Source organism: Denitrobacterium sp. (assembly GCF_056180635.1).
Genome location: NZ_JAZZJS010000043.1, coordinates 12,045 through 30,560 on the forward strand (window position 1 = coordinate 12,045; position 18,516 = coordinate 30,560).

Annotated in this window: 19 protein-coding genes, 1 tRNA gene and 1 pseudogene; 9 read left to right on the plus strand and 12 right to left on the minus strand. The window is 55.9% G+C overall.

Annotated elements, in window-relative coordinates; genetic code table 11:
• Nucleotides 1-18: 18 nt before the first annotated feature.
• From AC04P6_RS04045 to AC04P6_RS04055, 3 genes are read right to left on the minus strand one after another with little or no spacing between them, the layout of a single operon-like run.
• Nucleotides 19-723, minus strand: a complete 705-nt coding sequence (locus AC04P6_RS04045) for a 5'-methylthioadenosine/adenosylhomocysteine nucleosidase (protein ID WP_475565316.1) — start codon at nt 721-723, stop codon at nt 19-21.
• Nucleotides 724-744: 21 nt separating this feature from the next.
• Nucleotides 745-2,400, minus strand: coding sequence for an ABC1 kinase family protein (locus AC04P6_RS04050; RefSeq protein WP_475565317.1), 1,656 nt, complete (start codon nt 2,398-2,400; stop codon nt 745-747).
• Between the two features lie 19 nt (nt 2,401-2,419).
• Nucleotides 2,420-2,779: a hypothetical protein gene (locus AC04P6_RS04055; RefSeq protein ID WP_475565318.1), complete on the minus strand. Its 360-nt coding sequence runs from the start codon at nt 2,777-2,779 to the stop codon at nt 2,420-2,422.
• 158 nt (nt 2,780-2,937) lie between these two features.
• On the opposite strand from AC04P6_RS04055, the gene murI reads away from it, so the two are divergent.
• The gene (gene murI / locus AC04P6_RS04060; protein WP_475565319.1) at nt 2,938-3,714 is read left to right on the plus strand and encodes a glutamate racemase; all 777 of its coding nucleotides are present in this window, start codon (nt 2,938-2,940) and stop codon (nt 3,712-3,714) included.
• 65 nt (nt 3,715-3,779) lie between these two features.
• Here murI and AC04P6_RS04065 read toward each other — a convergent pair whose 3' ends face one another.
• The gene (locus tag AC04P6_RS04065) at nt 3,780-4,697 is read right to left on the minus strand and encodes a serine O-acetyltransferase (RefSeq protein ID WP_475565320.1); all 918 of its coding nucleotides are present in this window, start codon (nt 4,695-4,697) and stop codon (nt 3,780-3,782) included.
• Nucleotides 4,698-4,935: 238 nt separating this feature from the next.
• Between AC04P6_RS04065 and AC04P6_RS04070 the strand changes: the two genes are divergently transcribed.
• The 3 genes from AC04P6_RS04070 (at nt 4,936) to modD (ending at nt 7,871) form a co-directional block, all read left to right on the plus strand.
• Nucleotides 4,936-5,658 carry a B3/B4 domain-containing protein gene (locus AC04P6_RS04070; RefSeq protein ID WP_475565321.1) on the plus strand — a complete coding sequence of 241 codons (723 nt, stop codon included), beginning with the start codon at nt 4,936-4,938 and terminating at the stop codon, nt 5,656-5,658.
• Nucleotides 5,659-5,721: 63 nt separating this feature from the next.
• Complete coding sequence (locus tag AC04P6_RS04075) at nt 5,722-6,933, plus strand: acetate/propionate family kinase (protein WP_475565322.1); 1,212 nt, start codon at nt 5,722-5,724, stop codon at nt 6,931-6,933.
• Nucleotides 6,934-7,028: 95 nt separating this feature from the next.
• Nucleotides 7,029-7,871, plus strand: coding sequence for a ModD protein (gene modD, locus AC04P6_RS04080; RefSeq protein WP_475565323.1), 843 nt, complete (start codon nt 7,029-7,031; stop codon nt 7,869-7,871).
• Between the two features lie 135 nt (nt 7,872-8,006).
• Here modD and AC04P6_RS04085 read toward each other — a convergent pair whose 3' ends face one another.
• Both AC04P6_RS04085 and AC04P6_RS04090 read right to left on the minus strand, forming a co-directional pair.
• Nucleotides 8,007-8,543: a hypothetical protein gene (locus AC04P6_RS04085; RefSeq protein WP_475565324.1), complete on the minus strand. Its 537-nt coding sequence runs from the start codon at nt 8,541-8,543 to the stop codon at nt 8,007-8,009.
• 234 nt (nt 8,544-8,777) lie between these two features.
• The gene (locus tag AC04P6_RS04090; protein WP_475565325.1) at nt 8,778-9,455 is read right to left on the minus strand and encodes a hypothetical protein; all 678 of its coding nucleotides are present in this window, start codon (nt 9,453-9,455) and stop codon (nt 8,778-8,780) included.
• A 291-nt stretch (nt 9,456-9,746) separates the two neighbouring features.
• Here AC04P6_RS04090 and AC04P6_RS04095 point away from each other — a divergent pair, with 291 nt between their 5' ends.
• Nucleotides 9,747-9,896 (plus strand): hypothetical protein, encoded by a 150-nt coding sequence (locus AC04P6_RS04095; protein WP_475565326.1) that lies wholly within the window; start codon nt 9,747-9,749, stop codon nt 9,894-9,896.
• A 141-nt stretch (nt 9,897-10,037) separates the two neighbouring features.
• Here AC04P6_RS04095 and AC04P6_RS04100 read toward each other — a convergent pair whose 3' ends face one another.
• From AC04P6_RS04100 to AC04P6_RS04110, 3 genes are read right to left on the minus strand one after another with little or no spacing between them, the layout of a single operon-like run.
• The gene (locus AC04P6_RS04100) at nt 10,038-10,757 is read right to left on the minus strand and encodes a zinc ribbon domain-containing protein (protein ID WP_475565327.1); all 720 of its coding nucleotides are present in this window, start codon (nt 10,755-10,757) and stop codon (nt 10,038-10,040) included.
• A gap of 16 nt (nt 10,758-10,773) precedes the next feature.
• Entirely contained in the window at nt 10,774-11,496 is a 723-nt protein-coding gene (locus tag AC04P6_RS04105) for an Ltp family lipoprotein (protein WP_475565328.1), read from the minus strand.
• 18 nt (nt 11,497-11,514) lie between these two features.
• Complete coding sequence (locus AC04P6_RS04110) at nt 11,515-11,994, minus strand: zinc-ribbon domain-containing protein (protein ID WP_475565329.1); 480 nt, start codon at nt 11,992-11,994, stop codon at nt 11,515-11,517.
• 689 nt (nt 11,995-12,683) lie between these two features.
• Between AC04P6_RS04110 and AC04P6_RS04115 the strand changes: the two are divergent.
• Nucleotides 12,684-12,968 (plus strand): annotated as a pseudogene (locus AC04P6_RS04115) (IS256-like element ISEle1 family transposase); the annotation flags it as partial.
• Between the two features lie 515 nt (nt 12,969-13,483).
• Here the strand turns inward: AC04P6_RS04115 and AC04P6_RS04120 are convergent.
• Nucleotides 13,484-13,560 (minus strand) — tRNA-Asp (locus AC04P6_RS04120).
• Nucleotides 13,561-13,765: 205 nt separating this feature from the next.
• Here AC04P6_RS04120 and AC04P6_RS04125 point away from each other — a divergent pair.
• Nucleotides 13,766-14,425 (plus strand): M15 family metallopeptidase, encoded by a 660-nt coding sequence (locus AC04P6_RS04125; RefSeq protein WP_475565330.1) that lies wholly within the window; start codon nt 13,766-13,768, stop codon nt 14,423-14,425.
• Between the two features lie 402 nt (nt 14,426-14,827).
• On the opposite strand, the gene AC04P6_RS04130 is transcribed toward AC04P6_RS04125, so the two are convergent.
• The gene (locus AC04P6_RS04130) at nt 14,828-15,358 is read right to left on the minus strand and encodes a flavodoxin domain-containing protein (protein ID WP_475565331.1); all 531 of its coding nucleotides are present in this window, start codon (nt 15,356-15,358) and stop codon (nt 14,828-14,830) included.
• Nucleotides 15,359-15,362: 4 nt separating this feature from the next.
• The gene (locus AC04P6_RS04135; protein WP_475565332.1) at nt 15,363-15,896 is read right to left on the minus strand and encodes a MarR family winged helix-turn-helix transcriptional regulator; all 534 of its coding nucleotides are present in this window, start codon (nt 15,894-15,896) and stop codon (nt 15,363-15,365) included.
• Between the two features lie 641 nt (nt 15,897-16,537).
• On the opposite strand from AC04P6_RS04135, the gene AC04P6_RS04140 reads away from it, so the two are divergent.
• Both AC04P6_RS04140 and AC04P6_RS04145 read left to right on the plus strand, forming a co-directional pair.
• A complete protein-coding gene (locus tag AC04P6_RS04140) occupies nt 16,538-17,827 on the plus strand; it encodes an ATP-binding protein (protein ID WP_475565333.1) in 1,290 nt (429 codons plus the stop codon).
• A gap of 346 nt (nt 17,828-18,173) precedes the next feature.
• On the plus strand, nt 18,174-18,368 hold the full coding sequence (locus AC04P6_RS04145; RefSeq protein WP_475565334.1) for a Nif11 family protein: 195 nt from the start codon (nt 18,174-18,176) through the stop codon (nt 18,366-18,368).
• The last annotated feature ends 148 nt before the right edge of the window (nt 18,369-18,516 follow it).

The following is an 18,516-nucleotide window of genomic DNA, read 5'->3' on the forward strand; positions in this document are numbered from 1 at the left end:
TGAGCTATCGGGGAGGATTTACGCTTCGCGCGCAAACTCGCGCATCGCCTCACGCACGATACGGGCACTGTCGCGCGCGGCCTTGCGCTCGAACTCGTCGTACGAAACGAAGTCGCTGCCATCGGCCTTATCGGAAATGGAACGAACCACCACGAACGGTATGCCGTTAATGCTGCATGCCTGTGCAATGGCCGCACCTTCCATATCGCAGCAAATCGCGGAAAAATCGTCGATGATACGCGCTTTCGTTTCGGCATCGCCCACGAAGCGATCGCCCGACGCGATACGCCCACGATGCGCGCCAATGTCGCTCGCGGCTGCTTGAGCAGCAGAAACAATGCGCTCCGCCATGAATTCGCTCGACTCGTACGAGACGGGCATGCCGGGAATCTGGCCGATTTCGTACCCGAAGATCGTCGCGTCGACATCATGCTGCACGCAGTCGGTGGAAACCACGATATCGCCGATGTTGATGCTGGCGTCGAGAGAACCCGCAGCGCCGGTATTAAGCACATGGCTCACGCCATAGCGGGCGATGAGAATCTGCGCGCACAGTGCGGCGTTCACCTTGCCCACGCCACTGCGCACGACGACGCACTCAACGCCATCGAGCAGGCCTTCGTTGAATTCCATCCCCGCATACTGCGAGGCAGCGCGGCTGGAAAGCTCATCGATGAGGGTATCGACCTCGACTTCCATAGCGCCGATGATGCCGATTTTCATAGGGGCTCCTAAGAACGTGTTTTATCCGCGCCTGATGATATCAACAACCACGATCATGGACAGGACGAACGCTCCCAGATAGCCAAAAAACGACAGGGCCGGCACGCCCACGATGCTAACGGAGCCGCCTACGAACAACATAAGGCTCGAACCAATGAACAGGCCAGCATCGATGATGGCCAAACTGAGCCTGTTGACGATCTTCGAAAGGTTCGCCATGGGAGCCTCGGAGCCAATGAGGTCCATGTTCACCTTAACCTGCCCGCGCGTGAGCATGCGCAGGGCCTCGCCAGAATACGCAGCTGCACCCGTGAGCCCCTTGGCTGCACGGCGCATATCGAGCGCGGCATCTTCGAGCGCATCGCGCGCCGTGGCGATGGGGTCTTCGGTGTTCTTCAGATGGTTGTTGATAATGGTGATGACATTGCTGCTCTTGAGAAATGGCGCGATGGTGCCTTCCATGGTTACGATGCCACGCGACACGCTCGTGACCGACGGGGGAAGCGTGACCTTGGAGGAGCGCGTCAGCGTGAACACGTCGCTGAGGAACAGGCCGATGTCCAGGTCGGCCACCTCGACGGAGCCATAATCGGCCACCATGAGGTCGAGTTCGGCCAGGAAGCTTGCGTGGTCGATTGCCGTATTGTCGCGCTGCACGGCAAACGAGAGCAAGGCATCTTTCAGCTCGGAAGAGCTTTGGACGCCAATCGCATGGATGATATTTCCAAAGCCGTTCCTGTCACGCGGGGAAAGACGGCCCATGATACCCAAGTCGATGTAGACGATCTGCCCATCGCGCACGAGAATATTGCCCGGATGCGGGTCGGCATGGAAAAACCCATGCTCCAGAATCTGCGTTGCGTAATTGTCGATGAGCTTCTCGCCAATTTCCTCGAGGTCGTAGCCATTTTTCTTCAGCTGATCGATGTCGGCGATGGAGATGCCCTCGACGTATTCCATGACGAGCACCGATTCGCTGCAGAGCTCGCGATACACCTTGGGGCACGTGATGAAGCGAACGCCCTCGTTCAAGCGCGCGAATTCCTCGAGGTTGCTCGCTTCGATGAGGAAGTCGGTTTCCTCGAGGAACGTCGACCAGAGCTCTTCGACCACGTCGTTCAGGTTGAGCATCTGGTCGCCCTTCACCATGCGCGTCGCACGGTGCGCGAGCGTGCGCATGATGGCAATATCCAGCGCCATCTTCACGCGTACGCCAGGACGCTGGATTTTAAGGGCCACCACTTCCCCGCTTACGAGGCGCGCCTTATGCACCTGGGCAAGCGAAGCGGACCCCAGCGGTTTGGGGTCGATGGCATCGAAGAGCGCGTCGATGCGCTCGGCGCCGAATTCGTCCTCGAGCGCCTTGTGCATCTGGTCGTACGGCAGAGGGTCGCACTGCGCCTGGAGCTTCGCGAGCTCCTCGCAATACACCTTCGGCAGAATCTCGGAACGCGTGGAAAGCGTCTGGCCGATTTTCACGAAGCTGGGACCAAGGTCCTCGATCATCGCGCGGAACTCCTCCGGCGTAATGCCCGAGAAGAAATGATGCTTGCGCACGATGCTCGTGATCTCGCGCAGACGACGCGTGCGCGCCTTGCGCGAAAGGTCGAATTTATGCTCGGGGTCGATTTCCGACCCCGAATTGAAAATGTATCGAAGCAGATTGTTGTCGGGCACGGGCGTACCTTACAAGCGGTTATTCGGCGTCTTCGGCCTTAACCTCTTCGACTTCCTGAACTTCGGCGGTAACGTCGACGGGCTGGGCATCTTTGGCGTTGAGCTTTTCGGCAAGCTCGGCAGCCTTCGCCACGAAAGCGGCGCGTTCCTCTTCCGTCATAAACGACATGCGCGCCTCGAGTGCAGCGTCGCGGACCTGAGCCGCGCCATCAGCCGCCTTGCGCGTGAGTTCGGAATTGATATCTTTCCCCTGCTCGACAGTGAGTTCGCCTTTGGCGATCATCACGTCAACCAATTCCTTGGCCTTTTCGCCGGTAATCGCCATCGCGCCGATACCAGCCAGAAAAACGTTCTTGAAACCATCTCCCACGTTTGCCATGGCAAACCCCCTGTTCCTGGGAACTGACGATCCAATCGTTGATGCGTATTATAGTGCAATGGCCATGCATCAGGGCTAACGACAACAAACTGCAACCGTGCGACGCTTATTTCATGTCCAAACCGCGCGCGCATCGCAAGTGCGGTAGGATACACCCCATGGAAGAATTCAGAAACTATATAGGCGTCTTCGATTCCGGCGTAGGCGGCATCAGCGTGCTGAAAGAGCTGGTGCAAGCCATGCCGAACGAGCATTTCCTCTTCTACGGAGACTCCGCCCATGCCCCCTACGGCGACAAGAGCACCGAAACCATTGCCAGGCTATCCAACGGCATCGCCACGCGCATGATAGATTCGGGCTGCAAGGCCATCGTCATCGCCTGCAACACAGCCACGAGCGCCGCCGCTGAACAGCTGCGCGCCACCTGGCCAAACATCCCCATCATCGGAATCGAGCCCGCACTAAAGCCCGCTGCGCGCGCCTTCGCGCATGGCCGCATCCTGGTTATGGCCACCGCCGCCACGCTCAAGCTCGAGAAGTTTCACGAGCTGGCGCTTCATTGGGGCAGCAATTCCGAAATCCACACGCTCGCATGCCCCGGCCTTGCCGACCTCATCGAAACCGGCAACCTGGACTCGGCCGAAATACACGACTACCTGGCCGAAAAGCTTGCCCCCTACAAGGGCAACGTCGACGCAATCGTGCTGGGCTGCACGCACTACCCCTTCGTGAAGCGGCAAATCGCATCCATCATGGGTGATGTGCCGTTCTTCGACGGTGGCGAAGGCACCGCACGCCACACGAAACGCAAGCTACAGCAGCACGGAATCGAAGCCCCGGCAAGCCAGCAAGGGCGCGTCGCGTTCCGCAGCAGCATCGAAAGCGACGAGCAGAAAGAGCTGTACGAGCGCCTCTATCAGCTTCCCATCGACTAACGAACAAGGCCCCGCAACTTCAACGAGCTGCGGGGCCTTCGCATTGGATATGAAAGCGAATGCGGCTACACCGTTTCGAATGCCTGAGGATCGCGCGGCTTGCTCTGGCGAACGTTGACTTCGGCCTTCAGGCTCACGCGCGCGTTTTCGGGAACGCTGCTGGTGACGAAAGCGCTACCGCCAATGACAGAGCCCGCGCCCACGACCGTTTCGCCACCCAGCACGCTGGCATTTGAGTAGATGGTGACGTTGTCGCCGATGGTAGGATGGCGCTTCACGCCACGCAGGCCCTGACCGGCGCGCGTGGAAAGTGCGCCCAGCGTAACGCCCTGGTAGATCTTCACGTGCTTGCCGATAACCGTGGTTTCGCCGATGACGACGCCCGTGGCGTGGTCGATGAAGAAGTACTCGCCAATCGTTGCGCCGGCGTTGATGTCGACACCGGAATGGTCGTGCGCATACTCGCTCATGATGCGCGGAATGAGCGGCACGTTCTGCAGATAGAGCTCGTGCGCGATGCGATGCACGAAAATCGCGAACAGGCCCGGGTAGCTGAAGACGATCTCTTCCTTGCTGGATGCCGCAGGGTCGCCATCGAAGGCGGCCTGCACGTCGGTAAGCAGCACGCGCTGCACTTCGGGAAGACGGCGCAGAAACGTCTGCACTACCGCATCGACGCGCTTCTCGAGCTCTTCGGGGCTAATGATGGCATCCTCGAAGAGAAACGCCTCGCGCACCTGTATGGACAGCTGATGCTCGATGCGACTGAGCGATTCGCCGATGAAGTAATCGGAACGATGCAGCGTGGCCATATCGTCGCTGAAGTAACGCGGGAAGAGCACGCGACGCACTTCCTTGATGATATCGATAATGGCACCCCTACTGGGGAAATGACGGTCGATGCAGCTCAGGCACACCTCTTCGTTGGCGTAGTTCGCCGTGATGCCCTTGATTATGCCTTGCATGTCGCTTGCTTCGATCATATAAGCTCCTAGCGTTTGCCGGACCGGCCATACGCCGCGTCCTTTATTCTTTTGGGCTATTCTATCGCAGCATCGCGAAAAGGAAACCGAAAACAGAAGGCGATTGCTGGCAATAGCGAACTCGTATTCAAATGGTTGAATTCTGCCCATTCACCTGGCTGTTCCGAAAGCACGGCATGCAAGGCTTCGCATATTCATCTGCTATACTCGAAGAACCATTGATGATATGGAGGTAAACATGCAGAAATTCATCGCCGACCAATCGCTGTGGGAGCTCTTCCCCGATTCAGCTATCGCCATCCTCTCCTTCAAGGGCGTACAGGAGGCGAAGGAGCTTTCCGAGCAGGAAGCCGTCGAAGTGCGCCAGCTTCTGAACGACGCGAACGAAGCTGCTAACAAATACCTCACGAGCAACACCATTTCGCAGAACGCCGTGCCCGCTGCATGGCGCGCTGCATACCAGAAGTTCCCCACGAAGAAGGGCGCACGCTGCTCGATCGAGAACCTGCTCAAGCGCGTGCTGAAGGGCAATCCCGTGGGAACCATTGCCCCCTCGGTCGACATCACGAACTCAATCTCGCTGAAATACGCCTTCCCCATCGGCGTGGAAAACAGGGGCGCGTTCGTGGGCGACATCCATCTGGGCGCCATGCGGGGCGGCGAGGACTTCCTCCCCATCGGCTCCGATAAGCAGGAACCGCCCCTGCCCGGCGAAATCGCGTACTACGACGAGCAGGGCGCCATCTGCCGCTGCTGGAACTGGCGCGATGGCCAGCGCACCGAAGTCAACGATGCCACCACCGAGGAATTCGTTGCCATGGAATGCATCGAGCCCGAACGCATTGGCGAGCTGCGGGAAGCCATGGACGAACTCGCCGAGCTCATGGTGAAGTACCTGGGCGCCGAAATCGTTGCGAAGGAAATCGTGACGAAGGACAACCCCGAACTCGTTATCGGGTAACTAGGAAACCGCAACGCATGGGCGCCCGCAGCGGCGCCCATGCTTTAGGCGAAGGGGGCAATCATGCTCGTGCTCGTCGTCAATGCAGGGAGCTCTTCCCTGAAAAGCCAGCTCATCGAAACCGAAGGCAAGATCACGCGCATGAAATGCCTTGCCGAGAAAGTGGGCACGCCCCACGCGAGCATGGCCGTGAGCTTCGCCCCCGACTTCAAGAAGACCACCTATTCCGCCGCAAACCTCACCGTTTCGCAGTGCCTTCGCAAGCTCCTCGACATCATGGTCGAGGAAACCGACTCCCCCATTTCCGGGCTCGACCAAATAGAGGCCATCGGGAACCGCATCGTCGCAGGAGGGGAATACTTCACGAAAGCCACGCTCATCAACGAAGAGGCACGCTGCAACCTGGCAAAATGCGAAGAGCTCGCGCCACTGCACAACCCCCACGCCGACAGCTGCATCGACATGATGCGCGAACTGCTGCCCAATACGCCGCAAGTAGCCGTCTTCGACACGGCGTTCCATGCGACCATGCCCAAGAAGGCCTACATGTACCCGCTGCCCATGGAGTACTACGAGAAGTACCATATCCGCAGGTACGGCGCGCATGGCACGAGCCACCGCTACGCCGCGCAGCAAGCAGCCAACCTGCTGGGGCGGCCCCTGCGCGACCTAGGCCTCATCACATGCCACCTGGGCAACGGCGGATCCATCACCGCCGTGAACCACGGGCGTTCCATCGACACCACCATGGGCTTCACGCCCCTGGAAGGCCTGATGATGGGCACGCGCTCGGGGTCTATCGACCCAGCTATCATCACGTACATCATGCGCGAGGAGGGGCGCTCCTTCGACGAGATGGACCGCATCCTCAACCGCGAAAGCGGCGTGCTGGGCATCAGCGGCACGTCCGCCGACATGCGCGACGTGCTTGAGGCGGCGGCACGCGGCGACGAACGCGCGAGCCTGGCCATCGACATGTACGTCTACCGCGTGCAGAAGGCAATTGGCTCGTACTACGCCGCCATGACGCGCACCGATGCCGTCGTAATGACGGCTGGCATCGGAGAGAACTCCGCCGACCTGCGCGAGCGCATTTTCGCAGGGCTCGCGCATATGGGCATGATTCTGGACAAGGAGCGCAACGACGTTACGGGGCAAATAGGCATGAATCGCATCATCAGCATCGACGATAGCCCCATCAAGATCTGCGTCGTGACCACCGACGAAGAAATGCGCATCGCGCGCGAAACCGACAACCTCATCAGCCAGCTCTAATCGCTCAAAACGCGCAACAACCGGCGCACCACGCGCGCCAAAGGTGCGGTACCATAGCAAAAGCGCAGTTAAACGTTATTCTCAAAGGAAGTACTATGGTCCGCTTCTCCAACGCACGCCTCGATTACCTCATGCAGGAAGACGTTCCCTATATCGACCTTACGTCCGCCGTTCTGGGCATAAGCGATGCGCCAGGCGAAATGGAGTACTTCTCGCGTGAAGCGTGCGTCGTGGCGGGAGCGGAAATCGTCGCACGTCTCGCGCGCAACGCAGGCTGCGAAGCGCAGGTGCTTCGCGCTTCCGGAACGAGCGTTTCCCCCAATCAGACGATTGCTTCGGTCACGGGACCCGCAAGCGCGCTCCACCAAGTTTGGAAAGTCGGGCTCAACACGCTCGATCATCTTTCGGCAGTAGCCACGAAAACGCGCGCCATGGTCGACGCAGCGCACGAGGGGAACCCGAACTGCGAAGTGCTTACCACGCGCAAGAGCATGCCCGGCTGCAAAGACCTACTTGCCGAGGCCATCATGGCGGGTGGCGCATTTCCCCATAGGCTGGGGCTTTCCGAAACCGTGTTGGTATTCGACCACCACATCACGTTCCTAGGCGGTTTCGACGCGTTCCTGAAGCGCATCCCCGAACTGCGTAAACGCTGCATCGAGAAGAAGTTCTTCGTCGAGGCATCGCCCGAACGAGCGCTCGTACTCGCGGAAACGGACATCGATGGCCTGCAACTCGACAAGGTCCCCGTAGAGGAGCTGGCAAGCCTCGTACGCCAAATCCGCGCCATCAATCCGCGTATCACGCTCATCGCCGCAGGTGGCGTGAATGTCAACAATGCGGCGGCATATGCGGCAACAGGAGTCGACGGCATTGCGACAACGTGCCTCTACACGGCAAAGCCCATCGACATGTCGGTGCGCATGCGCGCGCTGTAGGCACGACAAGCCCCTTCTTCACGAGAAGCCCATCGCCCGTCAATAAAAAAAGAGGTGCTGACCTGCGTCAGCACCTCGAAGCAAAACACGCATCAGCGATATTGGCTAGCTCTCCCTTCAACCAACCAAGATATGCTACGCCTTCTGCACCGGGATGGTTACCTCCGTCTTAGCACCTACAAGCTTGTCGAGCTCAATAACATAATCGCCATCGCCGTCATACAGCATATAAAGGTGACCTTCGAGCGAAGCCCCGCTACGCATATCGTCAAACGTGCTGATCCCATCATCGAAATACGCGTACACCGAATCAAGCTTGGTTCCAGACGCGCCATACGAATTGACGTAGAACATGTTCAAGCCATGCGTTTCCTTGCTGTTATTGGTGATGGTCACGGGGACAACCACAATATCGCGCCCGTTGAGGTCGCTAAACTCGTTGGAAAGCGTGGTGAATTCAACGCTATTGCCAAAGGTAATCGAAAGGTCGTCGAACTCCACCGTCGAGCCCAGGGTGTACGACTGCGACGAGCTAGACTGGGACGACGACGTATCGGAAGAGGCGGAAGAGGTTCCGCTTGAAGAACTACTGGTAGACGAACTGCCACACCCAGCAAGCGATAAAGCCACAACAAGTGCAAACATCGAAACGAATACGGTCATCTTTTTCATCAATAATCCCCTCCTACATAATTGACACTAAGATGACAACATTGTACCCACTTAATGCGGCAATGCAAGCTAGCAAGGATGCTCAAGCACTCCACCTATAGCACCGGCTATAAGGAGAACCGAGAACAGAAAGAGCCCCACGGGGCTCTTTCAATTACGGGCAGCAGGACGCACGAGACCGGAACACGATCCTGGGCGCGCCAAAGTTAGTGCCTTCTAGCAAGCTTCCCAGTGCTACCGGTTGGCCCAGCTGCCTTCCTGGGAGTCGACGCTTTGCCCCGCGTCGCTCGTAGCGTTGATTGTGATGGCATTCCTATAGCCCTCGGCGAGCACGGTCAGGTTGGGGTCGCCCTCAACCTCGTTAAAGACCATTGATTCGTAATATCCGCTGGGCCCGAACTGCTCGTCCTCGCCATACCATTCGGTTCCAGTGGAGTCCTTCACGTAGTATTCGCCGCCCGGCAACCACGTCTCAACGGTACCGCCGCCCTTGATGAACAGGGTTTCAACCAAACTCATATCCTTGGCATACACCGAGATGTACGTTCCCTTGCTAGCGTCTTCCTCGTTGACGATAAAGTCGAGGATCATGTTATCGCTCGTCATGTTCGGGTCGTGGAAGAGCTCGCCAGTCTCCGGCATGGGCTGCACGCACTCGGTGGCACGCTGCTCCCAGTCGCCGTAAGCGCTCTTCTCGAAGGCTTCTTTCGCGCTGTAGTACTTGCCCGCATCGTACAGGGCGCATGCCCGATCGTACTCGGCCTTTGCGGCGTCATCGGAGCTGGAACTGGTGGAGGAAGATTCAGACGACGCTGAAGTCGAGGTTGAAGCGCTACCCCCGCCACAGGCGACAAGGCCAAGCATAAGCACGAACACACAGCACGACAGAACGATTGCCAGGGATCTCCTCATAGGTCCCACCCCTCTCGAACGCTTGCAAACCGTTGCCATTATTGTACTCCGCGCAAAGCAGCTCGAAGCTTGTTTCCGCCGTTACCCTCCATCGAGCTCAAGTCTCGACACCTAGGACGGAAACAAAAAAGAGTCCCCGTAGGGACTCTTCCAATTTCAGATGGCGGGATGTACGAGACTTGAACTCGCGACCTCCGACGTGACAGCGGCATCGCCGCATGTCAATATATGTGAAAGTGCAGGTCAAAACGCAATCTGCGCTACGCCAATCGCGCAGTTTTAGGTACTTTCATGCAGGTTTCGATGACGGTGTGCACCTGGTGTGCACCCGCAAACAAGCCAGAAGCATTACAGGTCCGCAAGCAAGCCTTCGCCGTTTCCCTGATCAAGAAGCTGCGCTACGTCATCAAGTGCGGCCAGATGAATGACATCAAAGGCTGATGCGTTAATACGCGAATTGCAAAGCGCCCAAAAGGTATGTCAGTCACCTACTCCGGCACTTTTCTTATAACTGAGGTTGAGTTTCAATACTTATCGTCCCTCATTACTCCAACTACTTGATGGAGCGCCAATAACAAATGGCTAAACAGGCCTGGTAAAGATAAGTGATGTATCGCTGTTGTCCAATAGTAAAAACAAGGTATACTCGGAACCCGACTTGGTCACCGCCCCAGTATAGCCCCCCTTGCTCCCATCTACTGAAAGAGATATGTCGTAGTAGCCGGCAAGATCATCAACATCGGGCCAATTGCTTTTTGACTCCGCCTTCCATGTGCCAGACATTTTCAATCCACTGCCCCTAGTTAGATTGACTGAAATGCTTCCGTCATTATTTATTGTCGCACCACCTGATGTAAACGAAGACATGCCATCGTCTTCAGTTGATATTGCTGCCACCTTCCACTCGCCAACAATCGGCTCAGAGGAGACATTTCCAACGGATTCTGCAGAATCTGATGATCCTCGTCCCCCCAACGCAAATACGGCAACCACCACAAGAGCAACCACCACAACTGCGGCGATTGCAGCAATAGCGATGGTTTTATTCTTCGGCTGAGCCCCCTTTGTAGCACCAACTTTTGCTTCGCCACTAACGTTCTGCTCCGAAGCGGAATCAGACAATCCGTCAGCGATTTGCTTGTCGACGTCAATATCATTATCCCGAAATGACCCTGCCTGCTCATCGTTCTGCGATATCTGTCCTGAAAGTGAACTGTCTTCATCCACCGCAGTATTAACCCCGCAATACTGGCACACAATCGAGTCGTTTGGTATTTGTTTACCACACTTCCTGCAATACATAGCTGTTCTCCTATTCCTAGTAACCGGCGCCAGTAACCCCATATTCTGCTTGCGAATGCGTAAAGCCCTCAAACTCAAGCTGCTCGATTAGGCTCTTGCGAGAAAAGGACGATGACCTGAGGTAACTCTTGGCCTTTTTGACCGCCTGCTCGTTCCAATCGGCGCCACAATTGTCGACGGCATACGTAGCTTCCGCTTCAGAAAAGCCCTCGAACTCAAGCTGCTCAATGAGGCCCTTTCTTGAGAACGCCGAAGACTTTAAATAGCTTTTCGCCTTTGAAAGAGCATTGCTTTTACCTGTAGACACCCCTGATCCACTTGTTGTTCCAATGTCTGAGCTATCGTCGTATCCTTCATGCATATAGCAGTATTGGGACGAAGAAGTTCGCTGCTGCACGCATCCGGGATATAGGCATACGTGGCGAGCGCAATAATGCCCGTATTCTGCTGCGTTGTTACATCCTTCAGCTTGGCATCGAGTTGCGAAATATCCGAATACGAAAACCAATCCGACGCAAACTGCAACCGCCGCAGCAATTACAATAATTCGGGTCACTTTGTCCATCGAAGAAAAAGACTTCTTCAGCGAAGATAGGCCATCGGCTTTCGCCTCACCGACAACAGAAACGTCTTCTGAACGAGACGCTACGCTCGGGACTCCACCACCATCGAATGCACGGGAGCAGGCCTCGCAAATGTTGCCAGATTCTATTTCTTTGCCACACTTCCTGCAAAACATGGGGATTTGCCTCTCGGTCTATGGGCGGCGTTTTCGCCAAAAGAAACAAGTCATAAAGATACCGATGGCTGCTAGACACCCCCCTATTGCCCTCGTCATCAACACAACGCTATTCGCAATTGCGACGATGCCTTGATAGATGTAGGTATAAGCGTCCCCGCCAAAGGAGGTTGTCTCACATCCTGGTGAAGCGATAACCATTATCAACAGTCCAGCGACGGCAAAACCGATTCCCGCGATGATGCCAATCAAGCATGCAGTGTTCCCTGCGTCCAAAGATGAACCCGCTGTCGTCAATGGGGGCTTTTCGTGTTTAGTTTCGCTATCAAGCTCTGAGGCCTGGTGTTTCTGCTTTGTTTCCTTAGAAGCATTGGCCGTCAAGCTTGTTTCATCGGTAATAGAAATAAGATTTGAGGCATCAGCGTTTATCGCCGTCCCGCATTCTGGACAGAAATCAGAATCGCTCGGAATCAGTGCTCCGCAATTGACGCAGTTCATCTTTGTCTCCTTGTCAAACGAGTATAAATAGCCTCAAGTTGGCATCGGCTTAGAAGCGTCCCATTGCGGGATAGCATCTTTGCTAACGATGCCGAAACTTGCAAGCATCAGGCTTACTTCATGCTGTTTATGGTTCTCTCATAGGAGGTGAATGCTGAAGTGACTTTGGTCACGTCAGCTCATGGTCGAGGTCGATCCCTGCACCATTTCATAAATGTAATTCATAGCTTTTTAGTTAGAAAGCAAACTAACGGTGGCACTATGCAGCTCTTTGAACTGATCGCAGGCATCAGACAGCGTTTTATCACCACAAGCCGCGAGAACATCAGGTGTAAACACCCTATCGAACTCAAACTTCTTTTCTATAAGGCAGCTTCTGAATTGAGTGGCTCATTTGAATTCGCCATGCACCCTCCTTTGCCCGTGCCTGCAACGGAAATCCGCAAAGGAGTGATGCGATCAACAATAAAGGAAGCATCCGTCCTGCACGGATTACCACATCTGTGAGCGCTCCACAACTGAATGCGAATTGCTTAGGACAGATGCCCCCTTTGCCGGCAATTCGCAGTATTCGGTTATGGAGCATTGAACAATCCAATACTCACAGATGTGGTGATTTGAATTATACCATGCGCAACGTAGTTGGGAAGATGAGCCCTCGTCAAACGTTCGAAATCAAAATCTCTCACCGCTGCACCACAACGCGTCCCAACCTGCAGGCGGGCGCGGAGCTCCTGGGGATCGCGCAGGAGCTGACGCGGGTGGAGGACCGGGAGGGCGCCACGCGTTGGCTCGCCTCCTTCTCGGAATGGTGCGCGAGGTGGGACGCCTCCCTGCGGGAGCGCACGGTCGTCGACGGACGGAGGCGCTACAAGCACGAGAGGCCGCGCAAGGCGAGGCGCTCCCTGGAGAGGCTCTGCAGGGACGGGGTCCTGTTCACCTTCCTGGACGAGGAGCTCGTGGCGGGCGGGCCGGTGCCGTCGACGAGCAACAGGATAGAGAGCAACAACGCGCGGATACGCGAGATGCTGCGGAACCACAGGGGAATGTCCGTCGACAGGCGGATCAAGGCCGTGTTCTGGCAGTGCTACATGAACTCCGAGTCGCCGATGCCCTACGGGCAGATGGAGCGGACGTTCCCCGACGACGGGGCGATCATGGAATGGCGGAGGCGCGCCGCATCGGCGGAGTCCGATGGCGAGGTGGCGAGATGGGGTTCGGGAATCGTCTGGGCCGAATTCCACTCTAGTGGGTGCTGGCTGGATTGCTAGCCATGCCCGGACACACATTTCTGCCTATAACCCGAGACTTCCGCGTACGGCTTCGCCGAACGCTCAACCCCTCCCTCGCAGGCTCGGTCGGGCGAAACGCTACGAACGCCCCACTGGGGCGTTCGCTACACGCGTTTCCACTCCAACGAGTTCAAGTCTCGCCACCTCGGACGAGAATGAAAAAAGAGCTCCCGATTGGGAGCTCTTTCAATTACAGATGGCGGGATGTACGAGACTTGAACTCGCGACCTCCGACGTGACAGGCCGGCGCTCTAACCAACTGAGCTAACACCCCGTGCTTAAGCAGCGAAGGAAATACTACAGGTATTCCCGCGCGAACGCAAGACTCTTTTTCGGCTCAATCACGTCTCCACAACCTGCATGCGCAACAAATAGGCAACGCTCCCCCGACCTCGACATTGGAATGATAACGCCACTCAGTATCATGTATTGATAGCTTGGTTGCCAATCCCTCGTCCTGCACCGAAAGGCGGTACGAAATGGAACCCGACTTCAAGACCATGGCGGAAATGGACCCCTCTGGCTTCGTCGTCCTTTCCGATCACGTGCCCAGCATCATCCAGGAAATACGCTACCACTCCACGTACAACTTCATCGGCGACCGCATCGATGGCTACGAGGAGCCAAGCGCACTCATCACCTGGGAAGCAGCACGGGCCCTTAAGTCCGTCGCGGGGGAAATGGCAGCATGGGGCTTCCGCCTGAAGGTATTCGACGCATATCGCCCCGCACGAGCCGTAAAGCACTTCATACTATGGAGCCTCGACGACCTCGACATGCGCATGAAGCCCTTCTTCTACCCCGACCTAGATAAGGCGGATCTCTTCGAACAGGGCTATATTGCCAAGCAGTCAAGCCACAGCAGGGGAAGCACGGTCGATTTGACCTTGCTAGATATGTCTACGGGCAAGGAAGTCGACATGGGAGGCCCATTCGACTACTTCGGTCGGCTGTCGCACCCCGACAACGAGAACATCACCGACGAGCAGTATCGCAACCGCATGACCCTGCGGAACGCCATGTTACGCAACGGGTTCAAGCCCATCGACTGCGAATGGTGGCACTTCACGCTCGAGGACGAACCGTATCCCAGCACTTACTTCGACTTTCCCGTATCAACGAAGTACTTGAGGAAGTAGCCGAGAACAAAAAAAGAGTCCCCATAGGGACTCTTCCAATTTTCAGATGGCGGGATGTACGAGACTTGAACTCGCGACCTCCGACGTGACAGTTGCGAGAATTAGCGTTGAGCAAGAATAGTTTACGATGTGCTACGTTCAATTGACCTGCGGATATAGGTAAATAACGATATATAAGACTGGCTGGCAATAACTGAGTTTTCGACCGAAGTGTCTGCGAACTGTCATAAGTTTGTCTGTTTTGAATAGTGGTCACAGGTCGGGACAAGAGGTCGCCAATCGGAAGGGGCTGCACATCATGATGACGAACGAGCAATGGCAAGAAGCACTGCGAGCCCGAGACGCTCTTGGCGACAACCAGCGGCTAGGGCTTATGTCTTTCCTCGCGTCGGGGAGGCAGTGTCAGCTTTGGCGTAGCGCCTCAAGAATCGGCTGGATGTAGGTCTTGTCGGTCCAATCGCCACGCTCGCCTTCGGGAACCTCCATCAGCGCCCTCTCCCAGACCTCGCATTCCTCGGGATCCTTCTTCGCCAATGACTTTTGGAGAAGCTTGCAGAGTGTTTTGTCCCTGAACGTCATCGCCGACATGTCGAATGCCCCGCGACAATAGAAGCATGGGACTCCCGACAGCCCGTCCTTCATGTTGGAAGCGACGACGGCGTCAAAGGCCTTCTTGTCGTAGGGCGATGCGCCGCAGATAAAGACCAGCACCTTCTTCTCGCCGAGGCTCCCCCAATGCTTCTTCAGAAACGACAGACCAGCGATGCCGGAGGCATAGACGCCTCCCCCAAACAGCACCGTATCGTACTGACTGACGTCCTCGATGCTCGCATTGCCTACGTCCATCGGCGCAAAACCGGTCTCTTCCGCGAGCCACTCGGCGTACTTCTTCGTTGAACCGTACTTGGATTTGTAGAGTATGATGCCTGACATCTCGCTATGCCTCCCTTATGTTACTTTCGATTTTCATCAGGGTTTGGATGGCGCTGGTTATTTCTCGCTCCGAGACTCCGTCGAAAAGCTTATTCATGATTTCCCTGCTCATATTGTCGTTTCTATCGCAGAATTCCCTGCAATGACGGGTAAAAACGATGTGCTGCTTCCTTCGATCGGCCTCGTCGGGGAGAAACTCAACGAACCCCTTCCTTTCGAGCTTGATGAGAATCTGCTTTACGTTTTGATGGGAGCTTCCCAGTATTTCCGACAGTTCCCTGAGCGTCGGAGGGACATGGCAGAGGTCGATGCAGATAATCGCGAAGAACTGCTTCCAACTGATTTCCTTCATCATGCTGTCGGCCATCGCCTGGAAGCGATTCTCGAAAGCGCTCAAAAGACCAAGCAGGTAGTAGTTTGGCGGTATGTTCGAGAAGTCAAGAAGACCGCTTTCGATGGCTTCTTCCAAGTGCATGCCAAACCTCCCTTTGGTGAACCCAACAACATTAGGGTAATATATTACTAAAATAAGTAACATATTACCTTAATATTGCGAGTCAGACAAGAGGCAGTCTTCCTAGTGCCGAAGCCGGCGCATGGGGCGATTTCTCCTCCCCCGGCCACATGTGCGGCTTCGGTGCAACGCCTGCACATGCCTGACTGCCCTAAAGGGCCACAAGTTCAAATCTTGTAACGCTCACCACAAACTACGAGGTCAGAGGCTTATGCTTCTGGCCTCTTTGCTTGTGCCCACCATATGCCCACCTCTGCCCACCAAAAATGCAACGAGGTGCTCGGTTAGCTGCATGCAGAACGGCTAGATGCGACACGGGACCGATGCTGTGACGCACAAGCGTTTTCGAGTTGCTCAGATGTGCTTCTCCATCCACACCATGTCGTAAAGTCGGTCGAATTTGCGGGCGCAGCCATGGAAGCGGCCGACGATCTGGAAGCGCGCGCTCGCATACGTGAGGTACTCGTTTGCAGGTCGGCCGAATTGGCAGTTAATAGATGGAGATAGAGGTCATGCCTTTTGCGCAAGATAATCGATCCCGATCTTTCTGATAAGACGTGCGAAACACTCCCAGTTGCGAGATTAGCGGAAAATAGCTAAGATGTGCGGCGGAAAATATATAGAAATATTGGCGGATATTATTGTCTGATTTGAAAGGAAGACGAGTGTCCGGAGAGAGCCTTACTCCATCCGGCTATCGTCCGAGGATTGTCGACGAGCGAATAGAAAAGCTGCTCAAATCCTTCGGGGGCCTGGAAATTACCGGAGCCAAGTGGTGCGGCAAGACGTGGACGGCATTAGCCCATGCCAAGAGTTACGATTCGCTCATGGAGGCGACTGCGCTCGATGCCGCGCGTACAGATCCGAATTTGGTGCTGATGGGCGATGAGCCGCATCTGGTCGACGAATGGCAAGAAGTACCAGCAGTCTGGGATGCCGCGCGAAATCATATTGACCGCAACGCCAATCGCAAAGGTGAGCTCATACTCACCGGCTCTGCCCGTCCAAAGGACGAGGGAAAGATACGGCACAGCGGCACCGGCAGGATTGCCCGTTTGCGCATGCGTCCCATGGCGCTCTGCGAATCGGATCCGGCGTGTGGAGGAGTGAGCTTCGCGGGCCTGTTCGATGGCGAGTTCACACCCATCCTCAAGGAGGCAACGGTGCAGGATGTCGCACGATGGTGTTGCAGGGGCGGCTGGCCTTCGATAATCGACCTTGAGGATGAATTTGCTCTCGAAACCCCTTCGGAATATGTTAAGAGCATCATTGATGTGAGCGTTCCCTCCCTCGGCAAGAATGGAGGCACGGCTCTGCGGCTCATGCGTGCTCTAGCGTTCAATGTTGCTCAAGCCCCAACGCTCGCAACGCTGGCTAAAGACATGGGAGACGGAGACGCTCAGGCCGCCCAAAATACCGTGACCGGATACCTCGACCTTCTCGAGAAGCTCTACGTCGTGGAAAAGCTACCGGGATGGGCTCCTGCGTTGCGATCGAAGAAACGCGTAAGGACCAAACCCAAGAGGTATTTTGTCGATCCATCCATCCCCGCATCGCTCATTGGTGCCTCGCCCCAAACGCTCGTTCGCGACACGCAAACGCTCGGGAGCCTTTTTGAGACCCTTGTCGTGCGAGACATTCGTACTTATGTATCCGTTATGCCTGGAGCTGCGAACAAGATTGGCTATTACCACGATGAAAAAGGCGTGGAAGCTGATATCGTCGTTGAGCTATCGGATGGACGCTGGGCAGCAATTGAGGTGAAGCTTTCCGAAGACAAGGTCGATGAAGATGCTGCTGCCAGGTTGCTCCACGTGGCATCGAAGCTGACCTCGAATCCCCGGGAGCAAGTTCGCCCGCCTGAGTTTCTTGCCTTCGTCGTTGGCAAGGGAGGCAGGGCGTATTGCCGGTCAGATGGTATATACGTTTTGCCTGTAGCCGCATTGCAGCAGTAGACAAACGCGGGTGCCGCACATGCCCATCTCTCCCTCATATTCTCCGACGGGGAGATGGAGGGTTTCCCATACATGCTCTTGCTCGTTTGCCTTGCCGGCGCCGAAGCCCATCGCGCACAGGCCCACACCAACGACGGCGCCGATGCCCATGCGCACGAGCTCAGGGGGTTCGTACCCGAATATCCCGCCGAAACCCTCGAGCGTCGAGAGGAGCGCCTTCGTGATGATTCACCTATTTTGAAACCTACGTCTTTTTGTGAGACGAAAAGAGCCTGGGTAGTGTATAAATACTTGAATTGTAATATTTTGGGCTTCGGTCCTTGCCTGCTGATAAGGAGGAAGCAATATGGACTTCAAAGATCTCAGTCCCGAGCTGCGCGAGAAGGCGAAGGCGTGCGAGACCCCCGAGGAGTTGCTGGCGCTCGCCAAGAAGGAGGGCTACAAGCTCTCCGATGAGGAGATGGAGGGCATTGCCGGTGGATGGTCGTGCAGCAGCTTTGGGGAGCGTAGTGACTGCCACCTTAATCAGTGGTACGAATAATCGCCTTCCTGCCAAACATGCCGGTAAATAAGAATATATGAGCTAGGCGCCTTTTCCGCATCGCATACAGTGGAATAGGCGGCTAGCTCTCGGTAAGCTCATCGCAAAGCCCATCCTTGCTCAGCGAAGCCATGCCAACGTGGTCGTG